Here is a 16,394-nt window from a genome sequence, read left to right on the forward strand (position 1 = left end):
TCCAATTGACTGAAGCAAAAGTACGAGATCAGCGTTTGATCTTGTACTTTTTAAGAGACAAAAGAATTGATAACGCTTTCTTTTGTACTCCCATCATATCGGAAGGAAAAGATGTTTATGATGAGGCTTTTGTCATTATTTTGGAAAAACAGTTCATCAAGTAACGAAAAAAAATCCGCACAATGGCGGATTTTTCATTAGCTGTTATAGAGACACATTAATTTTCGCAGATTTTTTTAGTTTTTCAATTTCTTTTTGAACTTCTTTCTGCTTTTCTTGAGATTCTAGCTGTTTTTTAATTTGTGATTTAACCTCTTTGTACTCTGGTGCTTTTTGCTTTTGTTTTTTCATTTCATCAGCGTATTGATCATAGTACGTTTTGACATCCTTTTCAGAGACGGATGCTGATTTGATTTCTTTGTCGACATACTGGCTGTATTTGATGCTGTCGGCAATGTCACTTTTCAGCTGATCCATGGTGAGTCCGCTTTTCTTAAGGGCTTCTTCAAATTGAGCGTTGTCTTTAAATTGTTTCTTTTCTTCTTTTAACTGTTTATCTACCTCTTTGTCAGAGGCTTTGATGCCCTTCTTCTCAGCATCTTGCAGGATGAGCTCTTGACCTACGAGCGCATCAATGGTTTGTTTCTTAACTGCTTTTGCGCCTTCTTTAGATGTTGGGTCTTGCCCAGATTGCTGAAGCTGTCCTTGAATGGTTGATAAAGCGCTATTATATTCATTACCTGTGATTTTGTCTTGGTTGACGGTCGCAACGACCTTTTGATCATCGATTTTTTGTGCGTCTAATTTCTTTTGCATCTCTTCCATTTGCTTTTGCTGCTTTTTTTGGTCAGCCTGTGTAGTTTCCTTGTTTTTGGCTGAATCGTTTTGCTTATCTTGTTGGGCATCGTTTGACGAGCAGGCTGCAAGTCCAACAGATAACAAACAAGCGATGAGTGTGTATGATACCTTTTTCATCATTTTCTCTCCCTTCGGTATGAGAACATCTAGTGCGCATTCTAACCGTTTTTTAGGAAAAATAAAACCGTACAGACAATTTGTTAGCGGATTGACATGTTTTTTATCTGTTTGTCCTCATTTTGTCTTCTCATAGTCATCTCATGACAAACTCAATTGTGCCATTGCTTCGTCGATATCGGTGATTGGCTGGCGGCAGCTGTAGTTTTCACAAATATACACGGTGGTTTTGCCATCGATTGTTTTGTAATCTTTTGTAAAGGGCGCGAGTTTTGCTAATTCCTGGCCTGTTTCGGCAGTCAATATGATATCAAATGGCATGAAGCGTTTTTGAAGCGCCTGTAAAAGCTGTTCTTTTTGAGGGTCGCCATTTTTTCCGAGAATGATGATTTCTCTTTTCGTTGCATATTGACTTAAGAGCCCTTGCAGAAACGCTGTATGACCGCTTGGATATGAAGAGACATCGACATAAAAGGCTTGGAACATCTGATCTAATGTGTCTAGCCAATCCTGACGTCCGGTCAGTCTGCTTAGCATGAGAAGGTGCTTGAGTGCGGTGCTGTTGCCAGAAGGCATAGCACCGTCGTACACTTCTTTTTCTCGAACGAGGAGCGATTCCGCATCTGATCCCGAGAAGAAAAAGCCCCCTTTTTCCTTGTCCCAAAACAGCTCAAACATGTTCTCAGCAATGGCTGAGGCTTTTTCCAGCCAATCTAATTCAAAGGTCGCTTCGTATAAAGACATATAGGCTTTTAGCATATGCGCATAATCCTCGATAAAGCCGAGATGCTTCACGTCACCTTCTCTGTAGCGGACCATGAGCCGCTCATGTTGAACAAGATGTGTTTCTAGAAAAGACATCGCCTGCTTCGCCATATGGATCGCTTCCTCTGCATCAAAGACCCTTCCTGCTTTGGCGAGAGCTGCGATCATCAGCGCATTCCAAGATGTGAGCACCTTGTCATCGACAAGCGGCGCTTGTCTCTGCTGTCTGACTGATTGTAAAATATGCCGGGCTTCTTGCAGCTTAGACTGAAGGGTTTTATCATCGATCGAAAAAGAGGCTTTGATGTCCTCAAAAGAGGTAGAAATGGTATGAGGGATGTTCTCCCCTTCAAAGTTCCCCTCTTCTGTGATGTGATAGACTTCGCAAAATAAAGCGCCAAGCTCCTCCCCTAAATGGGTGATGATCTCATCTTTTGACCAGACGTAATATTGCCCTTCTTTCCCTTCAGAATCTGCATCTATCGCTGAATAAAATGAGCCGCCCGGATTCATCATATCTTGTTTAATAAATTGGATCAGGCGTTGGACAAGTTTTTCATACTCAGGTTTTGAGGCGAGCTGATACGCTTCTGTGTAAGCTTCCATCAGCAAGGCATTATCATACAGCATTTTTTCAAAATGCGGCACAAGCCATTTTTCATCCGTCGAATAACGAGAAAAGCCCGACCCAATATGGTCGTATATACCGCCATTTGCCATTCCACCTAACGTTTTCGTGACTGTATACAGCGCATTCTCCTGTCCTGTCCATTCGTAATAGCGCATCAGAAATGAGAGCATATGAGGTGCAGGAAATTTCGGTGCGGAGCCGAATCCGCCATATAGCGTATCAAAGCTGCTCATGAGCTGGTAATAGGCTTTGTGAATTGCCTCTTGAGACAGTGTGTTTTCTGTCTGCCCTGCTGCTTTAATCCGCAGATTATTTGTCGCTTTCTCAGCCAATGATTCAATATGATCTCGGTCGTTATGGTACGCATCCAGCAATTGTGTCAGTGCCTCAATGAAGCCAGGACGCCCGTATGCACTTCTTTTTGGAAAATATGTCCCAGCATAAAAAGGCTTTTGATCCGGCGTGACAAACACGTTCAACGGCCAGCCGCCTTGCCCCGTCATCATCTGACAAACAGACATATACATAGAGTCGATGTCTGGACGCTCCTCACGATCGACTTTAATCGAAATAAAATGCTCATTTAAGATGTCAGCGACTTGTTGATCTTCGAAGCTTTCGTGTGCCATGACGTGGCACCAGTGGCATGTGGCGTAACCAATGCTGACAAGCACAGGTTTATTTTCACGTTTGGCTTTGTCAAAGGCTTCTTGCCCCCACGGGTACCAGTGAACTGGGTTGTGGGCGTGTTGAAGGAGGTATGGTGATTTTTCCGTGATGAGTGGGTTGGGTGTTTGGTTGTTTGGCATGGGTCACCTGCTTTTTTCTTTTTTATATGATCCCTCATTTGGAAGGAATTTATCATCTTTACTTCTTCACCAATACATATTGTAAGTTTTCTAATTCAAACATATCAATCAGTTCATTGATGTCTTTAAAATAGATATGTTTTCCAAACCGTTTTTTGCTTAGGTCAATTTCTACATCCAATTGATCATCCTTTTCTTTCGTTTCGAGTTCATTTAGACAAGAATAGATTTCGATGGTTTCTCCTGTTGACAGCTCTTTTTCAATGAATTGAAAAAGTGCACGAAGAGAATGAATGATGTCCAATTCATAAACAAAAGGATGTGTGAATTTGTTTCTTACCGTTTCATAGAAAGGATCTAAATAATCAATGTGAATGCCTTCGAAATCCTCTTCTGTTTCGAATACTTCTATCAAAGGATCTTCTTTTTGATAGGTTTTGTGCTTTTTTTGTTTTTGATCAAACAATTTGATATTGAGTTCAGAGAGTGGTTTATAGGTAGGATTTTGACCAATGGTCCCAAGCGGCAGTTCTTTGTTTGATCCAATATAATGCTGTAAAGTCATAGGTTGCCCTCTTTTCTTCAATGATTTCTCATTCGTTGGTTATTTACTTTTTATCAATAAATGGTGGAATGTGCAATTCTTTTCACATACGTTTTCTACAAAAGAAAAGGGCAAGTCGTTTGACTAAATACCGCTTAGGGTATACTATCTGTCATAGAAAGGAGTGCTTATTCATGGAATATAATCAGCAGATGAAGAACCGTCTTCGCCGGATTGAGGGGCAGATTAAAGGAGTTCTTGCGATGATGGAGCAAGGCAAGGATTGCCGCGAGGTAGTCACGCAGCTATCTGCATCACGTAATGCCATAGATCGGGCAATGGGTGTGATTGTGAGTACAAATCTTGAGCAATGTGTTCGTGAAAGTCTTGAACAAGGCAAGGATACGGAAGGTCTTGTGAAAGAGGCAGTTGAGCTATTGGTGAAAAGCCGGTAAGAAATTCCTCAGCCTTTGGAGGTTGACGGATTTTTTTACTTGATGTAATATACCCTTACCGGTATATGTATATATTTTTTGATTTATATATACCCCCATAGGTAATTGTTGGAGGAGGAGCAGAATGGAAGAACAGAAAAAACGCACGACGATTGTGTTATTTAGTGGAGATTATGATAAAGCGATGGCAGCTTACATTATTGCCAATGGTGCAGCAGCCTATGATCACGAGGTGACCATTTTCCATACATTTTGGGGGTTGAATGCCTTGCGTAAGGATGAAATGGTACCGATGAAAAAAGGATTTTTAGAAAAAATGTTCGGCAAGATGATGCCGCGCGGGGCTGATCGCATGGGGATTTCCAAGATGAATTTTGCAGGAATGGGGCCGAAAATGATCAAGCATGTAATCAAAAAGCACAATGCTATGACCTTGCCGCAGCTCATTGAGATGGCGAAGGAGCAGGATATTAACCTCGTGGCATGTACAATGACGATGGATCTTTTAGGTTTACAGGAGAAAGAATTATTGGATGACATTCAATATGCTGGTGTAGCTGCATATTTAGCAGAGGCTGAAATCGGGCGTGTGAATTTATTTATCTAGTGAGGTGAAGCAGGATGGTGCAAACGATTTTACTCATCATCGTAATTGGATTACTCGTGAGCCGCTTTCTGCCGGTACGAGGTGTGAAGCAAATGGATGCAGCTCATATGAAAAAGAAGCTGAAAAGCAAAGGTCAACAGCTCATTGATGTGCGATCTCCTACTGAATTTCAAACAAATCATATCAAAGGCTTTCAAAACATCCCGTTGTCTCATTTGAAGAAACGAGCTTCTCAGCTTGAGAAAAATGAAGAGGTCTATGTCATATGTCAAAGCGGAATGAGAAGTATGCAGGCAGCGAAAATATTGAAGAAGCAGGGATTTACTCAGATTACCAACATCAAGGGTGGCATGAATGCTTGGCATTAAATACGCAACAAAATATACCCCCACCCCTATATTGAGGAGGACATGACATGCAGCAACCAACTGTCATTTTAGATGCAAAAGGACTGGCATGCCCAATGCCGATTGTAAAAACAAAAAAACAAATGAATGAGCTTTTACCAGGAGATGTACTGGAGGTGCAAGCTACCGATAAAGGATCAACAGCGGATCTGGCGGCATGGTCAAAAAGTGCCGGCCACGAATTTTTAGGAACAACAGTAGAAGGCCAGGTGCTCCATCATTTGATTCGTAAAGGCGGAGAACAACAGAAAGAAGGGAAGTCCATGATTTCGGAAATGTCTTTGGAGACTTTTCAACAGAAAGTAAAAGAAGATCCATCTTTGATGATTTTAGATGTGAGAGAGCTAGATGAATACGAGGCGGGACATATTCCAGGAGCTGTTCATATTCCTCTTGGTGAGGTGGATCAACGTGCGGAGGAATTGAGCCGGGAGACGGACATTTACCTGATCTGTCATTCAGGCAGAAGAAGTGAATTAGCTGCGCAAAAGTTAAAAGAAAAAGGATTTCATCAATTGACGAATATTGTGCCAGGCATGAATAGCTGGACAGGAGCGATTGAAAAATAGGAGCTGAATGAAATATGACGGTAAAAGCGATGACTGCAGAGCAGTTAACAAAAAAGATTGTGAACAAGGAACCGCTCTTTTTGCTAGATGTGCGAAATCAAGCGGATGTACAGGACTGGAAGATCGAAGGGGAAGCAATCGTTCATATGAATGTGCCTTATTTTGATCTCCTTGAAGGAGTAGAGGGCATTTTACATGACATTCCTCATGATCGTGAAGTGTTGGTGGTTTGTGCCAAGGAAGGCTCCTCTATCATGGTCGCAGAGATGCTGTCAGAGGCAGGCAGAACGGTCCATTATTTAGAAGGCGGCATGAAGGCGTGGAGTGAGCATCTAGAGCCAGTGAAGATTGGTGATTTAAGCGGCGGTGGAGAGCTCTATCAATTTGTACGGATGGGCAAAGGATGCCTGTCTTATATGATCATGTCGAATGGAGAGTCCGCAATTGTAGATGCCGCTAGAATGACAGATGTCTATATCCGTTTTGCTAAAAAGCATCATGTCTCTATAACACAAGTGTTGGATACTCATCTTCATGCAGATCATATTTCTGGCGGGAAGAAACTGGCTGAACAGACGGGTGCTAGCTACTGGCTGCCGCCAAAAGATGCAGAAGAAGTGATCTTTGAATATAACCGTCTTGAAGAAGGAGAGCGTATCGCGATAGGAGCGGCTACCATTGATATTCATCCCCTTTACTCACCGGGGCATACGATAGGGTCAACATCTTTTATCGTGGATGATCAATATCTTCTTTCAGGTGATATTTTGTTCGTGGATTCGATTGGAAGACCCGACCTCGCTGGAATGGCGGAGGACTGGGCAGGTGATTTGAGAGAAACCCTATATGACCGATATGGCGCACTTTCGAAAGAATTGATTGTGTTGCCAGCGCATTTCATGATCATGGATGAAGTCAATGAAGACGGAAGCGTTTGGAAGGAGCTAGGCGTTCTATTTGAAGAAAATCATGGACTGAATATTGAAGATGAAGCCGTATTTAGAGAAATGGTCACGAAGAATCTACCAGCACAGCCAAACGCCTATCAAGACATTCGTCAAACCAATATGGGGAAGCTGAGCCCAGACGATGAAGCGCAGCGTGAAATGGAAATTGGTCCAAATCGTTGTGCGATTCGGTAATGTCCAATAAAATAAGAGGAGAGGAACAACGAAATGACATCAGATCAAATGTTAGACGTCACAGGGCTTGCATGCCCAATGCCGATTATTCGAACAAAGAAAAAAATGAACGACTTGGCGGAAGGTCAAGTTTTAGAAATACATGCAACAGATAAAGGAGCTAAAGCTGACTTAGCAGCATGGGCGAAGTCAAGCGGACATGAATTGATCACGCAGACGGAAGAAGGACATGTGCTGAAGTTCTGGGTGAAAAAAGGGTCCTAAAGGATGTAGGGGTATCTGCTGAAGATCCCCTTTTCCTTTTGCAAAGGAGGAGACCAGCGTGGATTTTGCGTTTTTGATTACACTTTTTATCATCGGATGTATTGGTTCCTTCTTATCAGGAATGGTGGGGATCGGGGGATCTGTGATTAACTATCCTATGCTTCTTTATATCCCGCCACTTGTCGGTGTGATGGCACTCTCGGCACACGAAGTATCAGGCATTGGCGCCATTCAAGTGCTTTTTTCGACGCTCGGTGGTGTATTGGCCTATCGTAAAAGCGGATTTTTACATCGGTCGTTGATTTTATATATGGGGAGCAGTATATTGGCGGGCAGCTTACTAGGCAGTTATGTATCTCACTTCATGCCAGAGAATGGGATGAATCTCGTCTATGGATTGCTTGCGATTGTGGCTGTGGTTCTCATGCTGATTCCAAAAAAGGGACAGCGTGCAGATGCAGAGGAAGAAGTCACTTTTCATAAAGGACTTGCGGCAGGTATTGCCTTTGTGATTGGTAGTGTTTCCGGGGTACTAGGTGCGGGCGGAGCATTTATATTGGTACCGGTGATGCTGTCTATTTTAAAAATTCCTGTCAGGATGACGATTGCGTCGTCCCTTGCGATTACGTTTCTTTCTGCGATCGGTGCATCGGCTGGAAAGGTATTGACGGGTCAAGTCATGCTTCTTCCTGCGGTTGTGCTGATGCTGGCAAGTTTAATCGCCGCTCCGATTGGTGCTAAGGTCGGTCAGAAAATCAACGCCGTCTACTTACAATGGGCACTTGCTGCGATGATTACGGCGACAGCGGTCAAAATTTGGCTGGATTTATTATAAAGAAGAGACCAACAAAGCAAACGTGTTGGTCTTTTTTATTTGATGTCATCGTGCTCGATATATGTTTCAAGGGCTGGGTGATACTCTTTTTGATAATGAAGGTTGGGGCATGTTTTCACGACTTTGCCTTGCAGGGCATTGGACTTAGAGACTTCTAATGCTGTTTTACATTTAGGACAGCGTTCAGCAAACAGTGAGGGCCAGCGCTTCATATATCACCACTCCATTTAAAGTCTTAAAAACCGATTATATTAATACGAATTATAGGGGATCGTGCTGATGAGGTCAATGGGGTTTTGGGTCTTTTTAACAAAAAAAGAAGCATCGTAAAGGATGCTTCTCTTTCTCAATAAGATTTTGCCCAAAAGACCATATCAGATGCAGGCTTTCCGCAGCAGACACATGTTTCCGAAATGGTTTCCTGTTTAAATGGGATACAGCGTGAGGTCGCCCCTGTTCTTTCTTTGATGTCGTTCTCACAGACTTCGTCACCACACCACATGGCTTTAATCAATCGATTTTCTTCTGAAAGAATGTGCTCAATGTCTTCGATGGTGTGAGCTGTTGATGTTTTTTCATGTAATCGTTCTTTCGCCTTTTCGTACATCGTCCGTTGAATATCTTCAAGCGTGGATGTAATGGTTTGTTCAAGTGCATCTAAGGTGACAGCTTGCTTTTCTCCAGTGTCTCGTCTTGCGAGCATCACCTGTCCTTTTTCGATGTCTTTAGGTCCTACTTCGACACGTAGAGGAATGCCCTGCATTTCACATTCGTTGAATTTCCAGCCAGGCTGTTTATCACTTGCATCGATATCAGCACGTGCGATGCGGGTGAGTCGATCTTTTAATTCGTAGGCATGATCGAGCACACCTTCCTTGTGAGAGGCGATTGGCACAATTCGTACTTGGGTTGGTGCAATGTTTGGCGGAAGGACGAGTCCTCTGTCATCGCCGTGCACCATGATCATGGCACCGATGATTCTTGTCGTAAAGCCCCAAGAGGTTTGCTGGACATGCTCTAGCTTTCCTTCGCGGTTTAAGAATTCGATGCCAAATGCTTTGGCAAATCCGTTTCCGAAGAAGTGAGAAGTGGCTGTTTGCAGCGCTTTTCCATCATGCATCAAGCTTTCAACCGTATAGGTGAAGCGGGCACCAGCGAATTTTTCCTTCTCTGTTTTTCTCCCTTTAATGACAGGAATGGCAAGGAGCTCTTCGCAAAGAGAAGCGTAGATGTGAAGCATTCTTTCTGTTTCCTCAATCGCTTCTTGCTCTGTCTCATGACATGTGTGTCCTTCTTGCCATAGGAATTCAAGTGTTCTAAGGAATGGACGTGTGGTCTTTTCCCAGCGGACGACATTCGCCCATTGGTTATAAAGCTTCGGTAAATCACGGTAAGAATGAATGATGTTTTTGTAATGCTCTGCGAATAGTACTTCAGAGGTTGGTCTGACGCAGAGCCTTTCCTGTAATTCGGATTCACCGCCATGTGTGACCCACGCCACTTCAGGAGCGAAGCCTTCGATATGGTCTTTTTCCTGCTGAAGCAGGCTTTCTGGGATAAAGAGCGGCATATACACATTCTCATGCCCTGTTTCTTTAATTTGGCGGTCAAGTTCGTCGCGAATATTCTCCCAGATTTTAAAGCCGTATGGCTGAATGATCATACTGCCTCTAACGCTTGAATAATCGACGAGACGCGCCTTTGTGACAACATCTGTATACCACTGGGCAAAGTCGTCTTCCATGCTTGTGATTTTTTCAACAAATTGTTTCTTTGACATTGCATATTCCTCCTTTTAAAAAACAAAAAAGCTGTGCTTTAAGTTAGGGACCATTCCTGGTGGTACCACCCTAATTTAAAGCACAGCTTTACACTTGATCATGATAACGGTATGAACCGCTGTATGAAACAGAACTAAATCGGCAGGTTCACTTGAAGATGTCAGTAGGAACTTCTCAGCACCGTTCCCTCTCTGTTAAAGGTCAATTCAAGCTACTATTCCAGATCTACGTTGATGAATGTTCGTTGATTTTTCATCAGTTTACCTGTAAATGCAGGAGAAAGCAAGTTGGACTGGGTTTCTTTTCATGCTGTTCTGAGTGGTTTGTTGATCGTGAATTTGCAGTCATTTCCTATTTTTACAGCTTGCCAGTTATGTAAGCATATGCTACTATGTTTGAAGAAAAAAATAGACTTGTATAACCTCAATAATATGGTTTGAGGGTTTCTACCAGGATCCGATAAATCCTGATTACAAAAGCGTGCTTTCCTTTTTTTGTAATCAGGGTTTTTTTGTTTGTCTTCACCCTGTATCAAAAGTGAAAGCGATGATATAGAGAAGGGATGTTAGACATGAACTGGAGAGTATATTTATTAGCCGTTTCTACATTTGCAGTAGGATTAGTTGAGCTTGTCGTCGGGGGCATTTTGCCAAGCCTTGCAGAGGATTTGAATGTATCGCTTGCGACAGCTGGGCAGCTTATCACCGTATTTGCCATTGTGTATGCCATTTCAGCACCTGTGCTGTTGACTGCCACAGCTAAAATTGAACGAAAGCGTCTTTATTTAATCGCTTTATTGGTGTTTACAATAGGGAATGTCTTCACATATTTTAGTTCGACCTTTGCCCTTGTCATGATCTCTAGGGTATTGATCGCGATGAGTACAGCGCTAGTGGTGGTGTTGTCACTGACGATCACTGCTAAATTAGTGGAACCAGCGCATCGTGCGAAGGCATTAGGGCTGATTTTTATTGGGATTAGTTCTTCACTTGTTCTCGGTGTACCGATCGGTATTTTTATTACAGAGAGCTTTGGATGGAGAGTGATGTTTTTAGGAATCAGTATTTTATCAGCGATATCGATGGTGCTGATCTATTTCCTATTAGAGAAAATGCCTGTTGAAAAAGTGACACCTCTAAGAGAGCAAATTCGCTCTTTAGGGCATCCGAAAATTTTTAGTGCACACTTGATTAGTTTGTTTATGCTTGCAGGTCATTATATGCTTTATTCTTATTTCACTCCGTTTTTAATGGAAGTTCTGCATATGACCCCGTTCTGGATTAGTATTTGTTATTTGGTCTTCGGGCTTGCCTCTATTGGCGGGAATGGATTTGGCGGCTGGCTCAGTGACAAGCTAGGTTCAGGGAAAGCCATCTTGCTGGTGACAATCGCGTTTGCTGTTGTGATGTTTATCATTCCTTATACAGCGGGTGTGTTTGTTCTCTTTATGATCATGGTTGTCCTATGGGGAGCGCTTAGCTGGGCATTAACGCCTGCCTTGCAGAGTTATTTGATTCAAACCGATCCTGTCACGTCTGATATTCAGCAAAGCTTAAATACATCGGCCTTGCAAATTGGTATCTCGATTGGATCAGCGGTTGGTGGTGTCCTATTTACGATGACCGGTTCATCTGTTGATCTGGCGAAATTCGGTGCAGTGTTTGTGCTGATTGCCTTTAGCTGTGCGGTAATTTCGTTGAAGAGACCACCACTTTATATGGATCGTCAGCATCGTGCTGAATAGCTGCCTAATGATAGGCAGCTTTTTTTTTGTTCTACTTTATTCTATTCAAAAACAACCATTTCGCCGATTGGTTGGAAGCCGGCACGTTGGTAAATATTTTTGCCGTCAGCTGATGCTTGTAACATGACGCACTTTTGTTTGTTTTCTGTCTGGATCAGAAGATAATGAAACATGTCACTGCCAAGTCCCTTTCCGCGATGCTCTGCCCTTGTGATGACATCATAAATTCCGTAGCTATCGGTTGCTTCAAGTAATAAGCCTGTTGTGACCGGTTTGTGGTCTACATATCCGACGAACATGCGAGCACGTGATTGTATAGCTTCAAGCGAAAAACGCTGGAAATAGATCTCTAAGGCGATGGCCTCCGGTGACTCTTTGAATAGTTCGATAAAGATATTTTTGTAATCAAGCAGTGTCCGCTCATCAAGTACTTCTTTGATTGTAAGCGGTGAAGATATAGCTGGGTCAATGCCCTCTGTCTGCTCAAGCATCATGATCGTATTGCGTTCAACCTCTTCAAGCTGGTATTCCTGTAGTAAATTGGTCCAATCAGGATGAAGCAAACGATGATCCACCCACGTACTGAATGATTGTTTCTGAGACTGCAAGTGTTCGATGGTTGTTTTCACTTTTTGCGGATCTTGAATGTGCGCTGATGTCGGTAATAGCAAATTGAATGTGTCTGTCGATATATGAGTATTAGATAGAACGAAATCGTCCGTTGTGAGGAACGTTCCGTTTACAGTTGAAGAAAACAGGTCGATCTTTTCTTCTAACTGACGAATGGCGATTTGTTGTTCGATTTTCATTAGCTCACCTTTTTCATCAAAAATTGGATGATATCCCCCATGAATTATAGCAAATAAAAGAAAGAGGAGCTGTGACATTATAGGATCTAGTAGAAAAGTACATACATCATTTTCAGGTCTGATGGCCTGTTCTTTTTATCACACTGACATTTCTTTTGACTCCTATCTTAATTATTAGTACCATTTTATTAACCAGTTAAGAGTGGAGGTATCAGATGGAGACTAAAGAGCAGATTGTATTAAAAGCGATTCAAGATCTGATAATTCATAGGGAAAAGAGAAGGAATGATCCAACAGATCCACTGATTACCACGACTGATACACTCAAGCAAGATTGGACACTCACACAGCTACACATTTTATCGATGATTCAAGCCAATCCAAACGAATCAAATAATACATTTCTTTCTCAACAACTGAAACTATCAAAGCCTGCTATTACAAAGGCTGTGAAAAAACTAATTGATAAAGGCATGGTGGACTATTGCCACCGGCAAGGGGATAAGAAGTCGGTCTACTATTCATTGACAGAAAAAGGCACGCAATTGGCGGCACTGCATGATGAATTACATGAGAAAGCTGTCGCGTCCTACTTAGAATTTCTCCAGCAGTTTCATGAAGATGAATTACAAGTCATTGAGCGCTTTTTAAAGGCATGGAAAGAAAAAATATAGATTGAAAAAACCGAAACCATCGTAGAAAAGGAGATGGTTTCGGTTTTTATATGGTAAAATTAACATATAATGACGTTATTTGTGATCATGTAAAAAGGGAGGGAGCTTCTTTGGGGAAAGAAATGATGGAGAATTTTAGAAAGTCAGCAACCATCATGCCGTTCGTGGGATTGTTTGTCAGCTTGCTATTATTTGTTTACTTTTTTGGCATCACAGGAGTTGAAGAACCTGTTTGGGCGGCTGTTTTGTATTGTGCCCTGCCCTTTTTAGGGTACACGATCTTCTATCTGCCTGTATATATTTATTTTAAAGTCAGTAAAAAACGCTCAATCCATAAAAATGAGGAACAGACGTGATTGTGGTCAGCGCTTGTCTTGCTGGATTGAAAGTTCGGTATAATGGCAGCCATCGATTAGATCAGCGAATTGAAGAGTTTGTGCAGGAAGGAAAGGCTGTGACAGTTTGTCCTGAACTGCTAGGCGGCTTCTCTACGCCTAGACCACCGGCAGAGATCATTGGCGGAGATGGACATGATGTTTTGCGGGGACAGGCTACTGTTGTCGATGTTCATGGAACTGATGTCACAGAGATGTATGTAAAAGGTGCAAAAGCCACGCTGGAACAGGTTCAGTCTCTGAAAGCAACAGCGGTTGTGCTAAAAGAGTATAGCCCTTCATGCGGGAGCCGGATGATTTATCAGGGAGAGTTTAATGGGAAGACAAAAGCGGGAGATGGTGTGACGTCCGCTTTGCTGAAACAGCACGGGATTCAAGTGTTCTCTGAAGAGGATGATTGGATTTCGTTGTTTCAATAGGAATTGTATTTATTTTATGATCAATGCTACATTCGATGATGTGGTCTCGATTGAGCAAAATAAGGTGACTAAGATTCAAATTGAGCACGATCATGAACGTGTTGTTTTGGACAAGAAAGAAGACATTCAAAAGCTGTTGAAGGAACTTTCAGATGTAACATTAAAGAAAACCAATGAAGCCACAAAAGCCACAAAAGAGTCTTATTGGATCAGGGTGTATAAGAATAAGAAGGAAACATACGGTCTGACATTCTATGATCAGGCATATTTAGACACATATGATTTTTCTAAAAAGAAAGATCAAACCAGCGAATACCAAATCGTTGACGCCAATCAGGTCGATATAGGACAATATATCAAATAACACCAACGCACATTCATGCATGATCAATAGAAAATTCGGGTATAGTGCTTGGTAAGCAAAAATGAAGCGGAGGTTTGTTTGATGAGTGGATTAACAGATACAGTCACATTAGCAAACGGAGTAAAAATGCCGAAGCTAGGCTTCGGAGTATGGCAGGTAAAAGATGGGGATGAGGCTGTAAATGCAGTCACAGACGCTCTTGAAGCGGGCTACCGTAGCATCGATACAGCAGCAGCCTATCAAAATGAAGAAGGGGTAGGCAAAGCCATTCAGCAATCAGGCATCTCTCGCGATGATCTGTTTATTACAACAAAGGTGTGGAATCGTGATCAAGGTTATGAATCAACACTTGAAGCCTTTGAAACAAGTATGAACAAGCTTGGGCTAGATGTATTAGATCTTTATTTAATTCATTGGCCGGTTGAAGGTAAATATAAAGAAACTTGGAAAGCACTAGAGAAGCTGTATAAGGATGGACGCGTTCGGGCCATCGGTGTGTGTAACTTCCATCAACATCATCTAGACGATCTATTAGAAGAAGCAGAAGTTGTGCCAATGGTTAACCAAATCGAGCTGCACCCTAAGCTAACGCAGGAGCCTTTACGAGACTACTGCAAAGAGAAAGGGATTCATGTAGAAGCATGGTCACCATTAGGCAGCGGGAAGTTGCTGAACCATCCTGTTCTTCAGGATATTGCGAAAAAACATGATAAATCCGTGGCACAAGTTATTCTTCGCTGGGACTTGCAGCATGGTATTATCACCATTCCAAAATCTGTGACGAAGAGCCGAATCATCGAAAACACACAAGTCTTCGATTTCGAGCTGTCCGCACATGAGATGGGCGTCATCGATCAACTGAATGAAGATGAGCGCACAGGTCCAGATCCAGATAACTTTGATTTTTAATCGAAAGAAAAGCACAGGTGGCATGCCTGTGCTTTTTATTTAACGATTTTTTGAGGCTGATACGTTTTCAATGACTTGAATGGCGTCGACAATTTGCTCTTTGGAATAGTCACCAATCAGGCAAAAGGTTTCGTCTGCTCGTGCAGCATGGTTTGCCACTGTTTTTGCGGCTTCTTCCAGCTGAGCTGTGATGCCAAGCTCACGCATATTTCTAGGTAACCCGAGTGTTTCATAAAGTTCAAGTAATTCTTCTACTTCACTCATTCGATTTTCTGCGGCAAGCTGAACAAGAATGCCATAGGCCACTTTTTGACCATGCAATACGTGATGTGTTTCTTCAATAAATGTCAATCCGTTATGGATGGCGTGAGCTCCTGCCATTCTGCCGTAGCGTCCCCCGTACCCGCCGACCGTGCCGGCTAATGTAATAATGGTATCCGTTACATCTGCAAATGCTTGCGAAAGCTGACCCGTTTGCAAGCTGTGGACAGCTTCTTTGCTATGGGAAACAAGAATATCCCTCACGTATACCGCCTGTTTTAGTGCAGCATGCACCATGAGCGGCAAGGAATCCTTAGCATTTCGAATAATGGCTTCTGCTTCATACCATTTAGCCAGCGTATCCCCAATCCCACTTTGAAGGTAGGGAAGAGGAGAAGAGAGCAAAAAAGTATGATCAATGAGGGTGAGGTAGCTGGACCGTTTATGGTAATCAACTCTCATGAAATTCCCCTTGTCATCATAAATAACGCTAAGCGGTGTAGATGCAGCACATGTACCCGGGATGGTTGGAACCATGATGACTTCAATTTGAAGAGCCTCAGCTACTGACTTGGCGGTGTCTAAAATTGTGCCACCTCCAATCCCAATGATCACATCTGCCTCTTGCAGTTCTTCTGCAATTCGAGTGATGGCATTGGGTGAACTGTATCCTTTGTGCTGGACAACAGGCCAATGAGACGGAAGCTTTGTGTACTGTGAAAAAGCATGAAATGAATCGTATCCGGTCACGACAGCGGGCGACTGGAAGGATGAAGAAATAAGTGAATCGAGTTCATGATAAATGCCTTTTTGAGAAATAAATTGGTTTGGACCGCTTCTGACGATATCTTCTGGCTGGATCATTGCGTTCTACTCCTTTACAACATCATATTTTATAGATCATCTCATTTTACAGAAAGTTCTGTCAAATATGAGAAGAAAGACCCTACCGTTTTATGGAATTGAGTCGCTGTCATTGCCTTTAGGTATGTATTTCCTGTATGATAAAGAACGGTATGTTTTGATTAAATTTAA

Annotated in this window: 20 protein-coding genes, 1 pseudogene, 1 riboswitch and 1 other annotated feature; of the genes and pseudogenes, 13 read left to right on the plus strand and 8 right to left on the minus strand. The window is 42.4% G+C overall.

Features of this window, described 5'->3' with window-relative positions; all coding sequences use genetic code 11:
• Window positions 1-204 precede the first annotated feature (204 nt).
• From NKR21_RS01190 to NKR21_RS01205, 4 genes and pseudogenes are all read right to left on the minus strand, one after another.
• On the minus strand, window positions 205-975 hold the full coding sequence (locus NKR21_RS01190; RefSeq protein ID WP_144457223.1) for a SurA N-terminal domain-containing protein: 771 nt from the start codon (window positions 973-975) through the stop codon (window positions 205-207).
• A 141-nt stretch (window positions 976-1,116) separates the two neighbouring features.
• On the minus strand, window positions 1,117-2,604 hold the full coding sequence (locus NKR21_RS21240; protein ID WP_313955726.1) for a thioredoxin domain-containing protein: 1,488 nt from the start codon (window positions 2,602-2,604) through the stop codon (window positions 1,117-1,119).
• Window positions 2,605-2,688: 84 nt separating this feature from the next.
• Window positions 2,689-3,180 (minus strand): annotated as a pseudogene (locus NKR21_RS01200) (thioredoxin domain-containing protein); the annotation flags it as partial.
• Window positions 3,181-3,238: 58 nt separating this feature from the next.
• Window positions 3,239-3,745 (minus strand): hypothetical protein, encoded by a 507-nt coding sequence (locus NKR21_RS01205; RefSeq protein WP_144457219.1) that lies wholly within the window; start codon window positions 3,743-3,745, stop codon window positions 3,239-3,241.
• Window positions 3,746-3,918: 173 nt separating this feature from the next.
• Between NKR21_RS01205 and NKR21_RS01210 the strand changes: the two genes are divergently transcribed.
• From NKR21_RS01210 to NKR21_RS01240, 7 genes are all read left to right on the plus strand, one after another.
• On the plus strand, window positions 3,919-4,179 hold the full coding sequence (locus tag NKR21_RS01210; RefSeq protein WP_003217059.1) for a metal-sensitive transcriptional regulator: 261 nt from the start codon (window positions 3,919-3,921) through the stop codon (window positions 4,177-4,179).
• Window positions 4,180-4,303: 124 nt separating this feature from the next.
• Window positions 4,304-4,786: a DsrE/DsrF/DrsH-like family protein gene (locus tag NKR21_RS01215; protein ID WP_012008766.1), complete on the plus strand. Its 483-nt coding sequence runs from the start codon at window positions 4,304-4,306 to the stop codon at window positions 4,784-4,786.
• A gap of 14 nt (window positions 4,787-4,800) precedes the next feature.
• A complete protein-coding gene (locus NKR21_RS01220; protein ID WP_012008767.1) occupies window positions 4,801-5,154 on the plus strand; it encodes a rhodanese-like domain-containing protein in 354 nt (117 codons plus the stop codon).
• Between the two features lie 47 nt (window positions 5,155-5,201).
• A complete protein-coding gene (locus NKR21_RS01225) occupies window positions 5,202-5,762 on the plus strand; it encodes a sulfurtransferase TusA family protein (protein ID WP_119124345.1) in 561 nt (186 codons plus the stop codon).
• 14 nt (window positions 5,763-5,776) lie between these two features.
• A complete protein-coding gene (locus NKR21_RS01230) occupies window positions 5,777-6,904 on the plus strand; it encodes an MBL fold metallo-hydrolase (protein ID WP_012008769.1) in 1,128 nt (375 codons plus the stop codon).
• A 33-nt stretch (window positions 6,905-6,937) separates the two neighbouring features.
• Window positions 6,938-7,168, plus strand: coding sequence for a sulfurtransferase TusA family protein (locus tag NKR21_RS01235; protein ID WP_119124346.1), 231 nt, complete (start codon window positions 6,938-6,940; stop codon window positions 7,166-7,168).
• Between the two features lie 58 nt (window positions 7,169-7,226).
• A complete protein-coding gene (locus tag NKR21_RS01240; protein ID WP_012008771.1) occupies window positions 7,227-8,003 on the plus strand; it encodes a sulfite exporter TauE/SafE family protein in 777 nt (258 codons plus the stop codon).
• Between the two features lie 35 nt (window positions 8,004-8,038).
• Here NKR21_RS01240 and NKR21_RS01245 read toward each other — a convergent pair whose 3' ends face one another.
• Together NKR21_RS01245 and proS are read right to left on the minus strand one after the other, a co-directional pair.
• Window positions 8,039-8,215, minus strand: coding sequence for a hypothetical protein (locus NKR21_RS01245; RefSeq protein WP_012008772.1), 177 nt, complete (start codon window positions 8,213-8,215; stop codon window positions 8,039-8,041).
• A gap of 134 nt (window positions 8,216-8,349) precedes the next feature.
• Window positions 8,350-9,783 (minus strand): proline--tRNA ligase, encoded by a 1,434-nt coding sequence (proS, locus tag NKR21_RS01250; protein WP_144457217.1) that lies wholly within the window; start codon window positions 9,781-9,783, stop codon window positions 8,350-8,352.
• A gap of 42 nt (window positions 9,784-9,825) precedes the next feature.
• Window positions 9,826-10,021: a binding site (T-box leader), on the minus strand.
• A gap of 156 nt (window positions 10,022-10,177) precedes the next feature.
• A riboswitch (purine riboswitch) is annotated at window positions 10,178-10,277 on the plus strand.
• Between the two features lie 78 nt (window positions 10,278-10,355).
• On the opposite strand from proS, the gene NKR21_RS01255 reads away from it, so the two are divergent.
• Window positions 10,356-11,528, plus strand: coding sequence for an MFS transporter (locus tag NKR21_RS01255; RefSeq protein ID WP_060595432.1), 1,173 nt, complete (start codon window positions 10,356-10,358; stop codon window positions 11,526-11,528).
• 41 nt (window positions 11,529-11,569) lie between these two features.
• Here NKR21_RS01255 and NKR21_RS01260 read toward each other — a convergent pair whose 3' ends face one another.
• On the minus strand, window positions 11,570-12,337 hold the full coding sequence (locus NKR21_RS01260) for a GNAT family N-acetyltransferase (RefSeq protein WP_144457215.1): 768 nt from the start codon (window positions 12,335-12,337) through the stop codon (window positions 11,570-11,572).
• 215 nt (window positions 12,338-12,552) lie between these two features.
• On the opposite strand from NKR21_RS01260, the gene NKR21_RS01265 reads away from it, so the two are divergent.
• The 5 genes from NKR21_RS01265 to NKR21_RS01285 all read left to right on the plus strand — a co-directional run bounded on the left by NKR21_RS01265 (window position 12,553) and on the right by NKR21_RS01285 (window position 15,098).
• Window positions 12,553-13,011, plus strand: a complete 459-nt coding sequence (locus NKR21_RS01265; RefSeq protein ID WP_003216997.1) for a MarR family transcriptional regulator — start codon at window positions 12,553-12,555, stop codon at window positions 13,009-13,011.
• Window positions 13,012-13,121: 110 nt separating this feature from the next.
• The gene (locus NKR21_RS01270; RefSeq protein ID WP_041815128.1) at window positions 13,122-13,367 is read left to right on the plus strand and encodes a hypothetical protein; all 246 of its coding nucleotides are present in this window, start codon (window positions 13,122-13,124) and stop codon (window positions 13,365-13,367) included.
• Window positions 13,364-13,825: a 2-thiouracil desulfurase family protein gene (locus tag NKR21_RS01275; RefSeq protein WP_012008777.1), complete on the plus strand. Its 462-nt coding sequence runs from the start codon at window positions 13,364-13,366 to the stop codon at window positions 13,823-13,825. Before NKR21_RS01270 ends, NKR21_RS01275 begins: the two co-directional genes overlap by 4 nt.
• Before the next feature lie 16 nt (window positions 13,826-13,841).
• The gene (locus NKR21_RS01280) at window positions 13,842-14,189 is read left to right on the plus strand and encodes a DUF5301 domain-containing protein (RefSeq protein ID WP_238389135.1); all 348 of its coding nucleotides are present in this window, start codon (window positions 13,842-13,844) and stop codon (window positions 14,187-14,189) included.
• 81 nt (window positions 14,190-14,270) lie between these two features.
• Window positions 14,271-15,098: an aldo/keto reductase gene (locus tag NKR21_RS01285; RefSeq protein ID WP_012008778.1), complete on the plus strand. Its 828-nt coding sequence runs from the start codon at window positions 14,271-14,273 to the stop codon at window positions 15,096-15,098.
• A gap of 39 nt (window positions 15,099-15,137) precedes the next feature.
• On the opposite strand, the gene NKR21_RS01290 is transcribed toward NKR21_RS01285, so the two are convergent.
• Window positions 15,138-16,220, minus strand: coding sequence for an iron-containing alcohol dehydrogenase family protein (locus NKR21_RS01290; protein ID WP_144457267.1), 1,083 nt, complete (start codon window positions 16,218-16,220; stop codon window positions 15,138-15,140).
• Window positions 16,221-16,394: the final 174 nt, after the last annotated feature.

This window comes from Bacillus sp. 1735sda2, from assembly GCF_024159245.1.
GTDB classification, from domain to species: domain Bacteria; phylum Bacillota; class Bacilli; order Bacillales; family Bacillaceae; genus Bacillus; species Bacillus pumilus_O.

Coding starts and splice junctions, on each gene's coding strand:
- NKR21_RS01225 (WP_119124345.1), top strand. CDS start 5,202: ATGCAGCAACCAACTGTCATTTTAGATGCAAAAGGACTGGCATGCCCA.
- NKR21_RS01215 (WP_012008766.1), top strand. CDS start 4,304: ATGGAAGAACAGAAAAAACGCACGACGATTGTGTTATTTAGTGGAGAT.
- NKR21_RS01255 (WP_060595432.1), top strand. CDS start 10,356: ATGAACTGGAGAGTATATTTATTAGCCGTTTCTACATTTGCAGTAGGA.
- NKR21_RS01230 (WP_012008769.1), top strand. CDS start 5,777: ATGACGGTAAAAGCGATGACTGCAGAGCAGTTAACAAAAAAGATTGTG.
- NKR21_RS01265 (WP_003216997.1), top strand. CDS start 12,553: ATGGAGACTAAAGAGCAGATTGTATTAAAAGCGATTCAAGATCTGATA.
- proS (WP_144457217.1), bottom strand. CDS start 9,783: ATGTCAAAGAAACAATTTGTTGAAAAAATCACAAGCATGGAAGACGAC.
- NKR21_RS01205 (WP_144457219.1), bottom strand. CDS start 3,745: ATGACTTTACAGCATTATATTGGATCAAACAAAGAACTGCCGCTTGGG.
- NKR21_RS01220 (WP_012008767.1), top strand. CDS start 4,801: ATGGTGCAAACGATTTTACTCATCATCGTAATTGGATTACTCGTGAGC.
- NKR21_RS01245 (WP_012008772.1), bottom strand. CDS start 8,215: ATGAAGCGCTGGCCCTCACTGTTTGCTGAACGCTGTCCTAAATGTAAA.
- NKR21_RS01285 (WP_012008778.1), top strand. CDS start 14,271: ATGAGTGGATTAACAGATACAGTCACATTAGCAAACGGAGTAAAAATG.
- NKR21_RS01210 (WP_003217059.1), top strand. CDS start 3,919: ATGGAATATAATCAGCAGATGAAGAACCGTCTTCGCCGGATTGAGGGG.
- NKR21_RS01260 (WP_144457215.1), bottom strand. CDS start 12,337: ATGAAAATCGAACAACAAATCGCCATTCGTCAGTTAGAAGAAAAGATC.
- NKR21_RS01190 (WP_144457223.1), bottom strand. CDS start 975: ATGAAAAAGGTATCATACACACTCATCGCTTGTTTGTTATCTGTTGGA.
- NKR21_RS01235 (WP_119124346.1), top strand. CDS start 6,938: ATGACATCAGATCAAATGTTAGACGTCACAGGGCTTGCATGCCCAATG.
- NKR21_RS01280 (WP_238389135.1), top strand. CDS start 13,842: ATGATCAATGCTACATTCGATGATGTGGTCTCGATTGAGCAAAATAAG.
- NKR21_RS21240 (WP_313955726.1), bottom strand. CDS start 2,604: ATGAGCAGCTTTGATACGCTATATGGCGGATTCGGCTCCGCACCGAAA.